Annotated in this window: 14 protein-coding genes and 1 tRNA gene; 11 read left to right on the top strand and 4 right to left on the bottom strand. The window is 72.4% G+C overall.

Going from position 1 to position 17,415, the window contains the following annotated elements; translation table 11 throughout:
* Positions 1-105: 105 nt before the first annotated feature.
* The 7 genes from Q8791_RS03485 to Q8791_RS03455 all read left to right on the top strand — a co-directional run bounded on the left by Q8791_RS03485 (position 106) and on the right by Q8791_RS03455 (position 11,899).
* Positions 106-1,494, top strand: a complete 1,389-nt coding sequence (locus Q8791_RS03485; RefSeq protein WP_330090069.1) for a hypothetical protein — start codon at positions 106-108, stop codon at positions 1,492-1,494.
* A gap of 640 nt (positions 1,495-2,134) precedes the next feature.
* Positions 2,135-4,978 carry a type I DNA topoisomerase gene (gene topA, locus Q8791_RS03480; protein WP_330090068.1) on the top strand — a complete coding sequence of 948 codons (2,844 nt, stop codon included), beginning with the start codon at positions 2,135-2,137 and terminating at the stop codon, positions 4,976-4,978.
* A 261-nt stretch (positions 4,979-5,239) separates the two neighbouring features.
* Entirely contained in the window at positions 5,240-7,339 is a 2,100-nt protein-coding gene (gene tmk, locus Q8791_RS03475; protein WP_330090067.1) for a dTMP kinase, read from the top strand.
* A gap of 745 nt (positions 7,340-8,084) precedes the next feature.
* Positions 8,085-9,266 (top strand): DNA polymerase III subunit delta', encoded by a 1,182-nt coding sequence (locus tag Q8791_RS03470; protein WP_330090066.1) that lies wholly within the window; start codon positions 8,085-8,087, stop codon positions 9,264-9,266.
* Between the two features lie 263 nt (positions 9,267-9,529).
* Complete coding sequence (locus Q8791_RS03465) at positions 9,530-11,086, top strand: alpha/beta hydrolase (protein ID WP_407941947.1); 1,557 nt, start codon at positions 9,530-9,532, stop codon at positions 11,084-11,086.
* Positions 11,087-11,226: 140 nt separating this feature from the next.
* Positions 11,227-11,299 (top strand) — tRNA-Thr (locus Q8791_RS03460).
* 234 nt (positions 11,300-11,533) lie between these two features.
* Complete coding sequence (locus tag Q8791_RS03455) at positions 11,534-11,899, top strand: hypothetical protein (protein ID WP_330090065.1); 366 nt, start codon at positions 11,534-11,536, stop codon at positions 11,897-11,899.
* A gap of 295 nt (positions 11,900-12,194) precedes the next feature.
* Here the strand turns inward: Q8791_RS03455 and Q8791_RS03450 are convergent, their stop codons facing one another.
* Together Q8791_RS03450 and Q8791_RS03445 are read right to left on the bottom strand one after the other, a co-directional pair.
* Entirely contained in the window at positions 12,195-12,353 is a 159-nt protein-coding gene (locus Q8791_RS03450; RefSeq protein WP_330090064.1) for a hypothetical protein, read from the bottom strand.
* A gap of 78 nt (positions 12,354-12,431) precedes the next feature.
* Positions 12,432-13,265, bottom strand: coding sequence for an exonuclease domain-containing protein (locus Q8791_RS03445; protein WP_330090063.1), 834 nt, complete (start codon positions 13,263-13,265; stop codon positions 12,432-12,434).
* A 150-nt stretch (positions 13,266-13,415) separates the two neighbouring features.
* On the opposite strand from Q8791_RS03445, the gene Q8791_RS03440 reads away from it, so the two are divergent.
* A complete protein-coding gene (locus Q8791_RS03440) occupies positions 13,416-13,634 on the top strand; it encodes a hypothetical protein (protein WP_330090062.1) in 219 nt (72 codons plus the stop codon).
* A gap of 37 nt (positions 13,635-13,671) precedes the next feature.
* The gene (locus Q8791_RS03435; RefSeq protein WP_330090061.1) at positions 13,672-14,061 is read left to right on the top strand and encodes a hypothetical protein; all 390 of its coding nucleotides are present in this window, start codon (positions 13,672-13,674) and stop codon (positions 14,059-14,061) included.
* A gap of 97 nt (positions 14,062-14,158) precedes the next feature.
* Here the strand turns inward: Q8791_RS03435 and Q8791_RS03430 are convergent, their stop codons facing one another.
* A complete protein-coding gene (locus tag Q8791_RS03430) occupies positions 14,159-14,764 on the bottom strand; it encodes a cupin domain-containing protein (RefSeq protein ID WP_330090060.1) in 606 nt (201 codons plus the stop codon).
* A 545-nt stretch (positions 14,765-15,309) separates the two neighbouring features.
* Here Q8791_RS03430 and Q8791_RS03425 point away from each other — a divergent pair.
* Together Q8791_RS03425 and Q8791_RS03420 are read left to right on the top strand one after the other, a co-directional pair.
* On the top strand, positions 15,310-15,546 hold the full coding sequence (locus tag Q8791_RS03425; protein ID WP_330090059.1) for a hypothetical protein: 237 nt from the start codon (positions 15,310-15,312) through the stop codon (positions 15,544-15,546).
* Positions 15,547-15,655: 109 nt separating this feature from the next.
* Complete coding sequence (locus tag Q8791_RS03420; protein ID WP_330090058.1) at positions 15,656-16,246, top strand: RNA polymerase sigma factor; 591 nt, start codon at positions 15,656-15,658, stop codon at positions 16,244-16,246.
* 625 nt (positions 16,247-16,871) lie between these two features.
* On the opposite strand, the gene Q8791_RS03415 is transcribed toward Q8791_RS03420, so the two are convergent.
* Positions 16,872-17,402 carry an inorganic diphosphatase gene (locus tag Q8791_RS03415; RefSeq protein WP_330090057.1) on the bottom strand — a complete coding sequence of 177 codons (531 nt, stop codon included), beginning with the start codon at positions 17,400-17,402 and terminating at the stop codon, positions 16,872-16,874.
* Between the last annotated feature and the right edge of the window lie 13 nt (positions 17,403-17,415).

Genomic DNA, 17,415 nt, shown 5'->3' with positions numbered 1-17,415 from the left:
GAAGGCCCACACCCCACCCAGGGATGTGGAACGGCCTGTGGACCGAGCACCAGCACGCACAAGCACACCTTCTCTTCCACACCTGTTCTCGAAAGGACTCCCCACATGCACAAGTGGGCCAGCACCTCCGCGAAGTCCGTGCTCATGGCGGCCGGATTCGTCGCTCTGGGCAGCGGCGTGGCCTTCGCCGACACCGACGCCGCGACCTCCGGCAACGGTTCGGTCCTGGGCGGCAACCAGGCTGTCGCCAACGCCGACATCCCGGTCAACCTCTCGGGCAACGCCGTCAGCGCCATCCTGGGCACGTCCGGCGCGTCGACCACCGACACCGGCGCCGCGGTCGTCGACCACCACCACAACGAGGTCGCGACCTCGGGCAACGGTTCGGTCCTGGGCGGCAACCAGCTCGTCGTGGACGGCGACGTCCCCGTGAACGTCACCGGTAACGCGATCGGCGCCGTGGGCGGCGTCGCGGGCGCCGCCGCGACCGACACCGGCGCGCTGGTCGCCCACGGGCACCACGGCCACCACGGTCACGACGGCCACGACGGCGACGAGCACGAGCACGACCGCCAGCAGGGCCACGAGGGCCACGACGGCTACGACGTCGAGCACCAGGGCCACAGCCACGACGACCACGACCACGAGCCGGACGTCGCGACCTCGGGCAACGGCTCGATCCTGGGCGGCAACCAGCTGGTCGCCGACCTGGACGTCCCGGTGAACGTCTCCGGCAACGCGATCGGCGCCGTGGGCGGCGTCGCGGGCGCCGCCGCCACCGACACCGGCGCGCTGGTGTACAACGGCGGTGGCCGCGAGCACCAGTCCGCTTCCGCCGACTACACGGTGGAGGAGCTGCTGGGCGAGGCCGTCTCGAACGTCAGCCTCCTGCCCGACACCTCCGGCGTGGACGCGGGCATCCTGCGCCAGTCGGCCCCGCGTGAGCACCAGTCCGCCGCCACCTCCGGCAACGGCTCGGCCCTGGGCGGCAACCAGCTGGTCGCCCACCTCGACGTCCCGGTGAACCTCTCCGGCAACGCGATCGGCGCCGTGGGCGGCGTCGCGGGCGCCGCCGCCACCGACACCGGCGCCCTGGTCCTCGAGAAGGAGCCCGAGGTCGCGACCTCCGGCAACGGCTCCCTGGTGGGCGGCAACCAGCTGGTCGCCCACGGGGACGTGCCCGTCAACGCGACCGGCAACGCCGTCGCCGCCGTGGCGAGCCTGGCGGGCGCCAGCTCCACCGACACCGGCGCCGCGGTCGTGCACCAGAGCGCGACCGAGCACCAGGCCGGTGCGCTGGACGCCGCCCCGGTCGTGAGGGACCTGCCCGAGATCCCCGTCTCGCAGATGCTGCCCGTCGACTACACCCTGAGCGAGACCACGGCGCAGGCCGTCCGTGAGCACGCGCCCGAGCACGCCGACGAGCTGCCCGAGGCGGCTCCGAGCGTCGACGTCGTCGGCGAGCTGCTCGGCGCCGCGGGCATCGGCCTGTAGCGACGAGCGCGGGGTAGCGCCCCCGGGCCCGCCGCCCGACCTGGAGGATGACGGCGCCTCGTTCCGTTTGGAACGCGGTGGACTGCGAGGTGCCGAATCCCACAGGACGACGGTGACCCGGGGAACGGGACCCCCGCCCCGGCACGCTGGTGCCGTGTGCGTCCGAAGAGCACGTTGAGTCGCCTCCGCACTCCCGTTCCGTTTGGAACGCGGTGGACTGCGGGAGGGTGGAGGTGACGACGCAGGCTCAGGACGTGAGCCGAGTCCTCCCGGGAATTTCCGGGAGGACTCGCCGCATTCTGGGGAATGCCGCCACTCAGACGTATTCAAGTGTGACTGAAGTCACTTACAGGAGAGGTTCCGGGTGTTCGCCGAAGGCGGCGACCGTTAACGGATGGGCGTTGCCAGGACAGCTCGCGTACGCTACGGACCGGTACCGGTGCGCGAAGCGCTTATTCTGCGGATGCCGGTGGGTGTGAGCCGGGCGGCTGCCCGGGGAGGTGGACCCCGCACACGCGGAGAGGGCCCCGCCCGCCCATCGACGGGGGAGTGCCTGGAGTTTCGGTTACTGTCGGTGTCCCACGGGAACCGACAGACCGCGGCCGGATAGATCACGTAAGGCTAGACGTAGGGGAACAGCGTGCCACCCACGAAGGGCAGCGCCGGCAAGAACGGCTCGAAGGACAGCGGACGGCAGGGGACGGGCACCGCTCTGGTCATCGTCGAGTCGCCCGCCAAGGCGAAGACCATCGCCGGTTATCTGGGGCGCGGCTACGTCGTGGAGTCCAGCATCGGTCACATCCGTGACCTGCCCAACAAGGCCGCCGAGATCCCCGCCAAGTACAAGGGCGAGTCCTGGGCCCGGCTCGGCGTGGACGTCGACGGCGACTTCGAGCCGCTCTACGTCGTCAACGCGGACAAGAAGTCGCACGTCAGGAAGCTCAAGGAGCTCATGGCGGACGCCGACCTCCTCCTGCTCGCCACAGATGAGGACCGCGAGGGAGAGGCCATCGCCTGGCACCTCCTCGAAGAGCTCAAGCCCAAGATCCCCGTCCGCCGCATGGTGTTCAACGAGATCACCAAGGACGCGATCCAGCGCGCGGCGAGCAACACCCGCGACCTGAACACCCGCCTGGTCAACGCACAGGAGACCCGGCGCATCCTGGACCGCCTCTACGGCTACGAGGTCTCCCCCGTGCTGTGGAAGAAGGTCATGCCGAAGCTCTCGGCGGGCCGCGTCCAGTCCGTCGCCACCCGGCTGGTGGTGGAGCGCGAGCGCGAGCGCATGGCGTTCACGTCCGCCGAGTACTGGGACATCAAGGCGCTCTTCGACGCGACGGAGGCGGGCGTCCCCGAGGGGCCGACGACCTTCCCGGCCACCCTCGTCTCCGTGGACGGCAAGCGCATCGCCGTCGGCCGCGACTTCACGCCGCAGGGGGCGCTGCGCTCCGACCGCGAGGTCCGCCAGCTGGACGAGGCCACGGCGCGCGGCCTCACCGAGCGCCTGGCCGGCGCCGGGTTCTCGGTCCGCTCGGTCGAGCGCAAGCCGTACCGCCGCTCGCCGTACGCCCCGTTCCGCACCACGACCCTCCAGCAGGAGGCGTCCCGCAAGCTCGGGCTGTCCGCCAAGCAGACCATGCAGGTCGCCCAGCGGCTCTACGAGAACGGCTACATCACCTACATGCGTACCGACAGCACCACGCTGTCGGACAGCGCCGTCAACGCGGCCCGCTCCCAGGTGCGCAGCCTGTACGGCGGGGACTACCTCCCCGACAAGCCGCGCGTGTACGCCAAGAAGGTCAAGAACGCGCAGGAGGCGCACGAGGCGATCCGCCCCGCGGGCGAAGCCTTCCGCACCCCCGCCTCGACGGGCCTGTCCGGCCCCGAGTTCCGGCTCTACGAGCTGATCTGGAAGCGCACCGTCGCCTCCCAGATGAAGGACGCGGTCGGCGAGTCCGTCACGGTGCGGATCGAGGGCACCTCCTCCACCGGTGAGGTCGCCGAGTTCAGCGCCACCGGCAAGATCATCACCTTCCACGGCTTCCTCAAGGCCTACGTGGAGGGGTCCGACGACCCGGCCGCGGACCTGGACGACCGTGAGCGGCGCCTGCCCGCGATGGCCGAGGGCGACCCGCTCAAGGCCCAGAACCTGGAGGCCGAGGGGCACAGCACCCGGCCGCCGGCGCGCTACACCGAGGCCTCGCTCGTCAAGGAGCTCGAGGAGCGGGAGATCGGCCGCCCCTCCACCTACGCGTCGATCCTCGGCACCATCCTGGACCGCGGCTACGTGTTCAAGAAGGGCACGGCTCTCGTGCCGTCCTTCCTGGCCTTCGCCGTGGTGCAGCTGATGGAACGCCACTTCGGCAACCTCGTGGACTACGAGTTCACCGCCCGCCTGGAGGACGTGCTCGACGACATCGCGCGCGGCGAGGCGGAGAGCCTGCCCTGGCTCCGCCGCTTCTACTTCGGCGGGGAGGACACCGAGGGCCACCGGGAGACCGGTCTCAAGGAGCTGGTGGGCGACCACCTGTCGGAGATCGACCCCAAGGAGGTCAGCTCCCTGCCCCTGCCCGGTACCGACATCGTGCTGCGCGTAGGGCGCTACGGCCCCTACCTGGACCGCGACGGCGTGCGGGTGAACGTGCCCGAGGACCTGGCGCCGGACGAGCTGACCGAGGCCAAGGCCGAGGAGCTCTTCGCCCAGCCCAGCGGCGACCGCGAGCTCGGCACCGACCCCGAGACGGGCCGCCCGGTCGTGGCCAAGACCGGCCGGTTCGGCCCCTACGTCACCGAGGTGATCGAGGAGCCGGAGGAGGCCGAGGGCGCGACCAAGCCCAAGCGTGCCAAGGCCAAGGCCAAGCCGCGCACCAGCTCGCTGCTGAAGTCGATGAGCCTGGACACCGTCACCCTGGACGACGCGCTGCGCCTGCTGTCGCTGCCCCGTGTGGTCGGCGAGATCGACGGCGACGAGGTCACCGCGCAGAACGGGCGGTACGGCCCCTACCTCAAGAAGGGCACCGACAGCCGCTCCCTGGAGACCGAGGAGCAGATGTTCACGGTCACCCTGGACGAGGCGCGCGCGATCTTCGCCCAGCCCAAGCAGCGCGGTCGCCGCGCCGCGACCCCGCCCCTGCGCGAGCTGGGCGAGGACCCGGTGTCGGGCGCCAAGATGGTGGTCAAGGACGGCCGCTTCGGTCCCTACGTCACCGACGGGGAGGTCAACGCCTCCCTGCGCAAGGACGACGCGGTGGAGTCGATCACCGACGAGCGCGCCTCGGAGCTGCTGGCCGAACGCCGCGCCAAGGCGCCCGCCAAGAAGAAGCCCGCGGCCAAGAAGGCCCCGGCCAAGAAGCCCGCCGCCAAGAAGACGACGGCGGCGAAGACCGGCACCACCACGCGGACGGCCGCCAAGAAGACCCCGGCCAAGAAGACCGGCGTCCCCAAGGCCTCCCCGAAGGAGTCGGCGGACGAGAACGGCCTGTAGCGGCCGGCGGATCTCCGCCGGCCACAACCGAAGACCTCGATCACCTGGGCATTCACCGCAAGGGTGCCCAGGTGAGTACTATCTCCGTGTCCGCACTGGTGTGCGGTCTCCACCCCTGTTCGGAAATGATCTTCCGTACTAGTGTGGGCGTGACTCACGAGGGCGCAGAATCGTGTGCGCTCCCTGGCGTCACCCACCGAATCATGGGACGGATCCCGTGTCCGTCGTTCCCTTTCCCCCTCACCGATAATCTTGAGCGCTATGAGCAGATCTGCACCCGGAGCGCCAGTCGAGGCGCGAAACGTCCTCGCGATCACACCCTTCCGCAGGCTGTGGATCTCGCTTTCCCTGTCCAGCCTGGGCGACTGGCTGAGCCTGCTGGCCCTGATGTCCCTGGCGGCGATCTTCACCGCCGGCGGTCCCCCGCTCGTGCAGTACCTGGCCCTCAGCGGCGTCGTGGTGATCAAGCTCGCCCCGCCGATCCTGCTGAGCCCGCTGGCCGGGGCGGTCGCGGACCGCCTCGACCGCAAGTGGACGATGGTCGTCACCGACGTCCTGCGCGGCGTCCTGTACGTCTCGATCCCCCTCGTGGGCCTCTTCTCCCCGGGCTTCGCCCTGGGGTGGCTGCTCATCGCGACGTTGCTGGCGGAACTCGTCGCCCTGTTCTGGACTCCCGCCAAGGACTCCACCGTCCCCACCCTGGTCCCCCGCAAGCTCGTGGCCCAGGCCGACCGCCTGAACCTGCTCACCACCTACGGCACGGCCCCCGTCGCTGCCCTGCTGTTCGCGGCGCTCGCCTCGATCGGCAACGTGCTCGGCGCGCTGCTGCCCTCCATGGCGAGCCCCGAGGCGGACATCGCCCTCTACCTCAACGGCCTCACCTTCTTCGTCGCGGCGATCGTCGTCGGCGTGCTGCCGATCCCCAAGCACAAGACCTCCAGGGACAGCGAGAGCGACACCCGCGACAGCGGGATCCTGCGCGTCGTGGCGACGGGCCGGCGCCCCGGCGGAGAGCCGCTGCCCCGCGGCCTCGTGGCGGGCCTGCTCGGTTCGATCGCGGGCGGCGCAGCCGTCATCGGCGTCGCGCGCGTCCACCTCGAGGCCCTGGGTGCGGGCAACGGCGGTTTCGGCGTCGTCTTCGCCTCCGCCTTCGCGGGGATGGCCCTCGGGGCGATCTCCGGGCCCCGCATCCTCAAGCAGTTCAGCCGCAGGCGCCTGTTCGGCCTGAGCATCGCCCTCTCCGGTCTGGCCCTGCTGTTCGCGGGCGCCGTCGCGGACACGGTGCTCGTCGCCCTCCTCACCGGACTCCTCGGTGTGGGGGCGGGCATCGCCTGGGCCACCGGCCTGACGATGATCGACGACGAGGTCGAGGACGACAACCGGGCGGCGGCGGTCGCCTTCGTGCACGGCACCGCCCGCGTCGCGCTGCTGGTCGCCATGGCGCTCGCCCCGCTGGCCGCCGGCCTCATCGGCGACTACGAGATCCCGGTCGGTCCGCTCACCTACGACCTGCGCGGCGGCGGTGTCGTCCTGATGGCCTCGGGCCTTCTGGTCGTCGTCGTGGCGCTGGTCTGCTACCGCCTGATGAACAAGGACCACCCGGACGCCGGCCCGGGCCTGCTCCCCGAACTGCTCGCCGCCCTGCGGGGCGTCGCGGTCAGTGACGGCGAGGAGGAGCCGTCCGCGCACTCCGGCGCGTTCATCGTGGTCGAGGGCGGCGAGGGCGCGGGCAAGTCCACCCAGGTGCGCGAGCTGACGGTGTGGCTGCGCGAGCAGGGCTTCGAGGTCATCGGCACCCGCCAGCCGGGTGCGACCAAGCTCGGCATGCGCCTGCGCGGTCTGCTCCTGGACCGGGAGAACTCCCACATCACCCCGCGTGCGGAGGTGCTGCTGTACACCGCAGACAAGGCGGACCACGTCGAGCAGGAGATCCTGCCCGCGCTGCGGCGCGGCGCGGTCGTCATCAGCGACCGCTACGTGGACTCCCTGCTCGCCTACCAGGGTGCGGGCCGCGACCTGTCCGTCGACGACATCCGGGAGATCAGCTCCTGGGCCACCCAGGGCCTCGTCCCGGACCTGACGGTGCTGCTGGACGTGCGCCCCGAGGAGGGGCTGTCCCGCCTGGGCGGCCCCGCCGACCGCATCGAGGCCGAGTCGGTGGAGTTCCACTCCAGGGTCCGCAAGGGCTTCCTGGACCTGGCCAAGGCCGACGCCGACCGCTACCTGGTGCTCGACGCCCGCGAACCGCAGGACAAGGTCACCCGCGAGATCCAGCGGCGGGTCCGCTCCCTCCTGCCCGACCCGGTGCCGAGCAGCGCCGAGGCGGTCACGGGCATGATCCCGGTGATCAGGAACGACTGAGCGGCGGCGCCCGGCCCGGGAGGGCCGGGACGCGCTGACGGGGGGAGGCCCCGGCGGATGACCGCCGGGGCCTCCCCCGTTCCGTGCCGCAGCCCGCCCGGGAGCCCGCGGGCCCGGCCCGGGCCCGCGGTCGGGAGCGCCGTCGCCGACCGGATCCGCGAGGAGGTCGCTGACACCGGCCCGGCCCCACGGGTGGGCCGCGAGAACCGCCGCCCCGCGTCCGTGCGCTCCCGGCCCCGGAGGAGGGCGCGCACGGACGGGGCGTGCCCGGGGACCCGTCAGCCCGGGAGGAGGACGGCGACCGCGACCGCGACGAGGGCGACGAGGGCGACGATCACGCAGCCGAGGACGACGATGCCGATCCGGTCGGAGGCGGGCATCCCGGTTCTCGGGGGTTCGGGCGGGGCGAACGAGGGTCGGCCCGACCCCCCTCCGAAGGGGGAGCCGTCGTCGGGGAGAGGGGAGGAGCCCCACCCGGGCCGGGGTTCGTGCCGGGGCCGGGGGGCGGTGAGGGGGGATGCGTCAAGGGGGATCGCTCCGGATCTTCTGCGGGGACAGGGTGAAGGTGTGGGGTGGGATCGCGGAGGACCGGTGGGACCGCCGCGGTGGCCGTACGCGGAGCGGGCGTGCTCGACCGGGACGGCACCACGTTATCCACCCGCGCGAGCCTGTGGACAACGGCCCGGGCGTCGGTGGCGGCTCCTATCCTGAGAACAGACATCAGCGGTGGTTCTCGGGGGGAAGCGTGACGGTCTTCGACGACCTCATCGGCCAACAGGCCACGGTCGGCCAGCTCCGGAGGGCTGTGGCCGGGGCGTCGGACCTCGTCGCCGGGGGCCGGGGCACGGGGATGACCCACGCCTGGCTGTTCACCGGGCCGCCCGGCTCGGGCCGTTCGGAGGCCGCTTGGGCCTTCGCCGCCGCACTCCAGTGCCCCGACGGCGGCTGCGGGCACTGCCCCTCCTGCCACCAGGTCCTCGCCGGGACCCACCCCGACCTGCTGTACGTGCGCCCCAGCGGACTGAGCTTCGGTGTCGCCGCCACCCGCGACCTGGTGCTGCGGGCCGGCTCCAAACCCTCCGGCGGCCGGTTCCGGATCGTGCTGTTCGAGGACGCCGAGCGCGCCACCGAGGCCGCCTCCAACGCCCTGCTCAAGGCGGTGGAGGAGCCCTCCCCGCGCACCGTGTGGCTGCTGTGCACGCCCGCGCCCGACGACCTCCTCGTCACCATCCGCTCCCGCTGCCGACTGGTCACCCTCGCCACCCCCGGCACCCGGGAGCTGGTGGCCTCCCTCGTCCAGCGCGACGGGATCGACCCCGTGCTCGCCCAGGCCTCCGCGGTCGCCGCCGCGGGCCGCATCGACCGGGCCCGGCAGCTGGCCACCGACCCCGAGGCGCGCAGGCGCCGGGAGGAGGTGCTGTCCATCCCCGCCCGGCTCGACGGGCTCGGCGCGTGCGTCACCTCCGCCGCCCGGCTGTACGAGATCGCCGAGGAGGACTCCAAGGCCCTCACCACGGCCCTGGACGAGAAGGAGAAGGACGAGCTCAGAACCGCGTTCGGCGAGGGCTCCACCGGCAAGGGCGTGGCCAAGGCCATGCGGGGGTCCGCCGGCGCGATGAAGGACCTGGAGGAAAGGCAGAAGCGCAGGGCCACCCGGATCAAACGCGACTCCTACGACCGCGCCCTGCTCGACCTCGCCGCCTTCTACCGGGACGTCCTGGCCCTCCAACTGGGTGCCGCGGTCGAGCTGTCCACCGGCGAGCGCTCGGGAGACCTGGAGCGCGTGGCGCGATCCAGCGCCCCCGAGACCACACTGCGACGGATCGACGCCATCATGGAGTGCCGCGGGCGCATCGAGGCGAACGTGCACCCCCAGATCGCCATGGAGGCCATGACCTCCGCCCTCCTGGCCGGTGGGGGCGCGTGACCCGGGCCGCCTCTGGCGCCCCGGCAGTACGCCGGCCGACGCGGACGGGCGCCCCGGACCCCTGGAGGACCGCTCACGCGGGACGCCCCGGGACCGGTCGGCAGTGCGCGGCCGGCGTAGGCAGACACGGCCCCCGGCCGTGAGCGACAACGCTCCGAAGGACACGCCCCCTGGGCTGTGGGACGACATGCCGCACGGCCGGGCCGGTGCGGCGCCGACGACGCGCCGACCACCGGTCGGCGGTAACGAGAGGGCGGACATCCGTGGCGACGAGAGTTCGGGGGGCACTGGCGGCGGCACTGGCCGGTGCGGTGCTGCTGGCGACCGGGTGCACGGGCGGGGAGGACGCCCCCGAGGAGGGGAACGTCGCCACCACCGACCCCGCACTGGCCGACTTCACCGACCAGGAACTCGCCTGGGGCGAGTGCGACAGCGGGCCCGACGGCGCGGAGTGCGCGGTCTACGAGGTGCCCCTGGACTACGACGAGCCCGGCGGTGAGCGGGTCGAGATCGCGGTCAAGCGGTTCCCCTCCGAGGGCGGCGACCGCATCGGCTCCCTGCTGGTCAACCCCGGCGGGCCGGGCGGCTCCGGCTACGACTACGTGGACCACGCGGCCTTCACGGTCAGCGACGCGGTGCGCGAGAGGTTCGACGTGGTCGGGTTCGACCCGCGCGGCGTCGGCCGCAGCTCACCGCTGACCTGTCTGGACAGCGAAGGGCTCGACGCGTTCCTCGGAGGCGTGGACAACGTCGAGGGGGACGGCGACATGTCCGAGGTCACCGACGCCGAGCTGGCGGAGCTGGAGGAGGACAGCCGCGGGTTCGTCGAGGCCTGCCAGGCCAACGCGCCCGAGCTGATGCTCCACATGGGCACCGTCAACGTCGCCCGTGACATGGACATCCTGCGCGCACTGGTCGGAGACGAGCAGCTGACCTACCTGGGCGCCTCCTACGGCACCCACATCGGCGCCCAGTACGCGGAGGAGTTCCCCGACCGGGTCCGCGCCCTCGTGCTCGACGGCGCGGTGGACCCCAGCCAGGAGCAGCTCGACCTGAGCGTGGCGCAGGCCACCGGGTTCGAGACGGCGCTGCGGGCCTTCGTCGAGGACTGCCTGGGGCAGCAGGACTGCCCGCTCGGCGGCTCCGGGGACGGTGTGGAGGACGGGGTCGACGCGCTGAGCGACTTCCTGGCCGACACCGCGGCGGAGCCGCTGTCCAACAGCGTCGACGACCGCGAGGTCAACCGGGCCCGCGCCGAACTCGGCGTCCTCGCCGCCCTGTACACCGAGAGCTGGTGGCCCCGGGTGCGCGAGGGCCTGACCGAGGCGATGGACAATGGCGACGGCACCGTGCTGCTCCAGCTCGGCGACGACCTGTACAGCCGCGGGGACTCGGCAGCCTACGAGAACTCCACGGCGGCGCTCATCGCGGTGAACTGCTCGGACTCGCCGAGTCCGCGCGACGTCGACGCGTACGTCCAGGCGGCGGTCGAGGCCGGGGAGGAGTCGCCGATCTTCGGCCCGACTCTCGCCTGGGGCGCCCTGCCGTGCGCGTACTGGCCGGAGGAGGCGGTCACCCCGACCACCGGACTGGACGGCGCGGGGGCCGACCCGATCATGGTGGTGGGCACCACCCGGGACTCCGCCACCCCGTACGTGTGGGCTGAGGCGCTCGCCGGTCAGCTGGAATCCGGGTTCCTGGTGACCCGTGACGGCGACGGCCACACCGCCTACCGGATGGGCGACCAGTGCGTCGACGACATCGTGGACGCCTACCTGATCGACCTGACCGTTCCCGAGGACGGTATGGCCTGCGCCTGACCGGCCGGGACCGAGGCGCCTCGTGCGCCCCGGTCCCCGGCCCCGGCGCGGAGGACGAGATGACCGCAAACGTGTACGCGGCACCCGTCGGAAGGCGTTAGACTGGGGACCGCTTCGCCGCGTACGACACGCGGCGTCGTGCCGCCTTAGCTCAGTCGGTAGAGCGATTCACTCGTAATGAATAGGTCATCGGTTCGATTCCGATAGGCGGCTCCGATGTCAGGCCCGTCCGGGAAACCCGGGCGGGCCTGACGCGTGTCCGGGGTCGGGCCGCCGGCTCCGGTCGGTCGGCTCCCGGGCGCTCGCCACCCGCGCGCCGGCTGCGGCGCCGCAGCGCTCCCGGTCGGCTTTTTCGGCTCCGAGGACGCCGCCCTTGGTCAACGGATGATTACCCCGTGTGCCCGGGGCGAGGGGCTGTGTCGCCGGAAACGTGGGTAGGTGCACGCCATGAGCTTGATGTTCATGCTGTTCGCACTGCTCGGAGCCATCATCGTGCTGGCCGGGGGATCCTACGCGTTGCGGCGTGTGATGTCCTACCTGAACGATCGGCTCGTGGTCGAGGAACCTCCGGCACGCTCGCCTCGGATGGAGCCGGATCAGCACGTCGGCGGGTACGTTCCCGCGCCGCGACCGCGGGAGGAGCTGCCGCCGTCCCTGCGCACCCGCGTGCACGAGCTGGTCGTCCTCGGGCGGGCCGAGGAGGCGGTGCGGATGGTCCGCGAACGCCTGGGTGCTGACGATGTGCGCGCCCGCCGGATCGTCGCCGAGTTCGGCGACGACGGGGCGGGGCCCCGCCCGGCCCTGGAGGGCTAGGCCGCGTTCCGCGGATCATTCCGGGCTCGCGTCCCCCAGGCTGCCTCTCGCCGCGCCGACTGCGCTTGGACAGCCAAACCCGGGCTGACCTGCGCTACTCGTCTTGCGAGAGATGGCCTGGAAGCCGCTCGCGTCGATCGGCGCAAGCGCCGAGTCAACCGAAAGCATCCACAGAACACGCCCTAGGTGTACTGACCTGAGAGGTCGGGCCCGCCCTGCGCCGGGAGCCCGCAGACCCGGTGCGCGCGCGGCCCGGAGGGTTCCCGGCGGCGGTCGCGGACTCCCGTGACGGGGGTCATCCGACGCGCTGCCGGTTCTGGATCCACCCCCACACGGCGGTGGCGACGAACAGGATCGCGCCGAGGACGGCGAGCCAGACCAACCCCTTGACCACCACCCCGAGGATGGTGAGGACCAGCCAGATCGCCAGCAGTACCAGGATGAGATAGACCATGTCGCCCCCTGTGAGGTGTGCGCTCCGTCAGGGGGCGTACCCGTTCGGCGGGGTTCCGCACATCAGGGGACGGGGCGCTCAGGGCCAGGTGCCGTCGACCACGGTCCCGTGGTCGGGCTTGTTGCGGTCCATCCACTCCTGGCGGTTGCGGGCGTAGGCGAGGGCCCAGTCGACCTGGCGCCGGTGCAGCTCCGGGAGGCCCGCCGAGGCGAGCTCCGGGTGGCGGGCGCCGATCTCCTCGGCCAGGGCGAGTGCGGCCGAGGCGTCGCCCGAGGCCGTGTGCGCGTCGGTCAGCCGCACCCCGTAGTACTCGCACATGGCGCCCAGGTTGCGTTTGCCCTTGCGGTAGGGCTCCACTCCGCGGTCGATCACCAACGGGTCCACCAGGGGCGCCGGAGGGCCGCCCAGGCGCTCCTCCAGGGGAGCCAGGCCGTACCGCCGCAGCTCGCACGAGAGGACCCGGAGGTCGTACGGGGCGTTGAAGACCACCAGCCCCTGGCCGGAGGCGAGCTGTCCGGTCAGGGCCTGGGCGATCTCCTCCAGGCACTCCGCGGCCGGGCGCCCCTCGGCGCGGGCCCGCTCCGTGGTGATGCCGTGGACCGCCACGGCGCCCGCCGGGATCTCCCGCTCGCCGGGGCTCACCAGCCAGGTGTGCGCCTTGCCCTCGCGGTCCACGAGCGCGGCCGACACCAGGAAGGCCGTGTCGGGGTCGCGTGAGGAGGTCTCGGAGTCGAAGCCCAGCAGGGGGGTGGTGTGCCAGCCGGTGTGGTCGCCGCGGGAGGGGGGCACCGGGCGCGGCTCGTGGTCGGCGCAGTAGGTGAGCCAGCGGCCGTCCCCCTTGATGACGACGCCCTCGCCGGTGCCGACGGCGACCTGGCAGGTGGTGCATGTCCCGGGGTATCGGTTGCGCATGGGTTCCTCTCGGCCGGATGATCGCCACTGCTGTGAGCAGCGACGACGATCCATCGTAGAGCGGCTCTGCGACAGTCGGAGCGGGGGCGGTGAGGCCGGTGCGGATGGGGCGCGTGTGTGCGAGGGCCTTCTTCTGGGGAGGGGAGGGGCATGAGTTTGGAAGAGGCATCACGCCAGCTGGAAGCCGCGATCCACGACGCCAGGGTCTCCTTCGACTGCATTCTGTTGGAGGAGCTCGACCGCGCGCACACGAACGCGATCACCGCGAGAGCCGCCGTCGACGCGGCGGAGCAGGCCATCAGGGTCGAGTTGGAGAGGCGGGAGTCCGCCGAGGAGGAGACGACCGAGGCGTCGGAGGCCGCCGACTGACCCATCACTGAATCGAACACACTTTCGACAAAAGGGTATGCTGGGGAGCATGCCCGATCAGCCGCTGACGCCGGACTGGCCCGCGAGTGTTCACCCGCCCGGGTCGGACTCCTTCGAACAGACCGCACTCGTGTGGCTGTTCGACCACGTGCCCGCCGACTACCGGCTGCACGGGGTCCTGCGTCGTCACCCCGTCGCCCTCTCCCGGCTGGCCCGCCAGTACGTCTCCGCGGCACTGGAGGCAGCCCGGGAGGGGTACCGGACCGCCCGGGTCGACCTGCGCGACCACCTGCCCCCGCACGCGCTCGACCAGGTGATGAACGCCTACCTCGCGGAGGGCCAGCGCATGGCCGGGGTTCTCCGGGCGGTCGAGGCGGTCGACGCCGCGCTCCGCGCGGCCACCGACGAGCGGGGCTCGGATGACTGAGCGATCCCGCCCGGGGCCGTCCACGGGGGCCGCGCCCGCACGGCTCGGGAACCGCGGCACGGGGCCGGAGGCTTCGGCAAAGGGCACGCGTGTGCGCTCAGGCGGTCACCCGGACCACGACGGCCACCTCGTCACCGGTGTTCACCAGGAAGTGGTGCCCGCGTCCGGACGGACCCCCGTGCGCCCCGACCACCCGGGCCCGGCCCTCGGACAGCTCCGACGCCGACCGCATCTGCCCGTCGGGGGCCGACGCGATCAGATGGGCGCGACCGCTGACCAGGTAGAGGACCTCCATGCCGTGCGGTCGGGCAGAGTGATCGGCCGGACCCGACACGAAGCTGTTGGGTTCGAGCGCCACCGTGGTCACCCGCAGCCGGCCGTTCGCGTGCCGGCGGGCGGCACGGGGCGCGGGCTGCCAGTGACCCCGCCGGGTCGGCCACAGGGTGGGGCGGCGCAGCGACGACGCGGCGCCCCGGGCGGCAGCCACCAGGCGGCCCAGAGTGGGAAGACGGCGTTCGCCCAGGTGGGCGTAGCCGGAAGGGCGTCCGGCGTCCACCACGTCGCCGATCCCCTCCAGCGAGACCGGGCCGTCGGCCACGGTCCGGGGCTCGGAGGGGCGCCGGGCGGCGGGAGCCGTCGCGGCGGTCACCGAGGTGTCGGCGGAGGGGAGAACGGCAGTGGCGGCGAGAGTGCGCTGGGGCATCGTGAGAGGATCTTTCACGTGTGCGCGCCCGGGTATGCGGGAACGCGCGGATGTCGTCAGTGGGTCCCGGCGGGCCGGGCGGCAGGTGCGGAGTCCCCGCGCACGTGCGTGGAGACGGAAATCACCCTGCGGGATGCGCCCCGTGTCCGGGCCACACGGTGAGGTGGGCTGCACGGAGGGGCACGCGGTCGAGCGGCGGCGTACGGAGACGCCTCAGAATCGGCTCAGCGACGACAACACGGACACGCCGCACAGGCCAGGTGGCAGGAGGCCCCGGGGGCCGTGCGAGCCGTGGCGTCGGTGCGGGTGCGCGGATACATAGGTGTAAGGACACCAGCAAAGTCCGGGAGGAGTCAAGCCATCGTCGGGAATCGCGCGTGTCGGCCACCTCACCCCGGAACTCCGCCGGGAGTGTTGCGGGCTGCGCCGCGCGGTGGTGACATGTGGAGCCCGAGTACGGCGTGCGAACACCGCCGGAGCGGGCACCATCCCCCAGCGGTAGTGACAGGAGCGGCCGTGATGGCATCCGTCCCCAGAAGGCACAGTTGAACCCCGAGACACCGGGGCTGTGGGCGCGTGTGCTCGTACGCGCGCTCGTCGTCGCGGCCGCCGCGGTGATGGCGCTCGGGTTCCTCGGACCGGGCGCGTCCGTCCTGGTCGCCGCGCTGACCGTGCTCACCTTCGTGCTGCTGTGGTTGCGCGTACGCAACCGGAGGCCGTCCCCGACCGCTCCCAGGACCCCCCGCCCCCCGGAACCCCGGCGCCCCCGGGACGGGGACTGAGGGACTCGTGCGCCCCGGTTCCTTCGGTTCGACGGGCGGGGCGCGGTAACGGCACGTCTTTCGACAAAGGGGGAGGCACCGTTCCTCACGCCGCGTACATTCTTGGTCTATGACGGACCAGGATCTCCTCCACGCCCTGCGCTCCAGTCGCATACCGTCGGCCGACGCCTACGCGAGGCTCCTCGACGCCTACGGGGAGGAGCTCTACAGGCGCTGCATCCTGGTCCTTCGTGACCGCGACGCGGCGCACGTGGTGCTCAGGGACACGCTGATCGCCGCCCGCGCGCACATCGGCAGGCTGGCGGACGCCGAGTACCTGGGGGAGTGGCTGCACGCCCTGGCCGAGGCGGAGTGCGCACGGCGCATCGCGGCCGACCGGGTCTTCGTACCGGGAGGCGACGGGATGTCCATGCCCGAGAACACGGCGCTGGTGCCGGTCCGGGTGCTCAACGGGATGAGCGGGCCCGAGCTCGACGGCTACCGGGCGCACGTGGCCGCGCGCGCCGACCACTTCGACCGGAACGGGTTCCCGGTGCAGCCCGAGGGCCCGCTCCGCCTGCGCGGGATGGTGCCCCTGATCCCCGCCGCCCTGGCGGTCGTGTGCGCCTTGCTGCTGGTCGCGTTCGCCGGGTTCGTGCTCGCCAGGGACCACGCCCCCGAGTCGGCTCCCGGCGAGGCGATCCCGCAGAGCAGACGCTGACGCGGTACCTCTGCGGTGGCCCCCGCACCCGTGAACCCGGTGCCCCGGTCCCCGCCCCGCCTCGCCACGGTCGGCAGGCCCCGCGCCTCGGCCCCTCCAGCGGACCCGCGGCCGGTCCCGTCCACCGGTCCGGCAGTTCTGTGAGAAGCGCTCCGCCCCCGGCCCCCTTCGGTCCGGCGCTTCCGCGACAGGCGCTCCACCCCCGACTTCCTTCGGTCCGGCGTCCCGGCTCCCTTCGGTCCGGTACTCCCGCGACGGCCGCCCCCCCCGGCTCCCCCCGGTCCGGTACTCCCGCGACAGGAGCCCGGTTCCAGCCCCGTCGTGCCCGCGGCTCCGACCGTCCCGCCCCGCACCCGCCCCGGCGGACGCGGCCTCTGGGACCCTCCGTCCCGCGCGTGGCCGTCCGCAGCGGCACGGGACCATTCCCGGGGGAGAAGCCCTCCGCCCCGCGCGTGCCGGGCCGTCCACAGCCCCTACCGCGACGGCTCGAACCGCGGTTTCCTGGATACAGGGGGTCCCCAGGGCCCGTCGGCACCGGCATGCCCTCCACACGACGGCGGAGGGCCGGTGGGGACACCCCCACCGGCCCTCCGCCGCAACAAGCCGAGTCGCGTGTGGCCGACGCCTACTTGTCGCCCTCGGTGTCGGAGATGTGCGAGCTGTCGCCGTGCATCCCCGCCTCCTCCGCGCGCTTCACCGAGGCCACGATCTCCTGCTCCGCCTCGTGGCGGCCCACCCAGCTGGCCCCCTCGACGGACTTGCCGGGCTCCAGGTCCTTGTAGACCGTGAAGAAGTGCTCGATCTCGAGGCGCTCGAACTCGTTGACGTGGTGAATGTCACGAAGGTGCTCCTGGCGCGGGTCCGTGGCCGGAACGCAGAGCAGCTTGTCGTCACCGCCGGCCTCGTCGCGCATCCGGAACATGCCGATGGCGCGGGCCCTGATCAGGCAGCCCGGGAAGGTCGGGGCCTTGAGCAGGACAAGAGCGTCCAAGGGGTCGCCGTCCTCGCCGAGTGTCCCCTCGACGAAACCGTAGTCCGCGGGGTAGGTGGTGGAGGTGAAGAGCATGCGGTCGAGACGGATACGGCCGGTCTCGTGGTCCACCTCGTACTTGTTGCGCTCCCCCTTGGGGATTTCGATCGTAACGTCGAATTCCATGCTGATCTCGGCT

This window comes from Nocardiopsis codii, assembly GCF_036327455.1.
Lineage (GTDB): Bacteria > Actinomycetota > Actinomycetes > Streptosporangiales > Streptosporangiaceae > Nocardiopsis > Nocardiopsis codii.
Note: the sequence above shows the minus strand (reverse complement) of the source record. Positions and strands in the feature narration are given on the sequence as shown.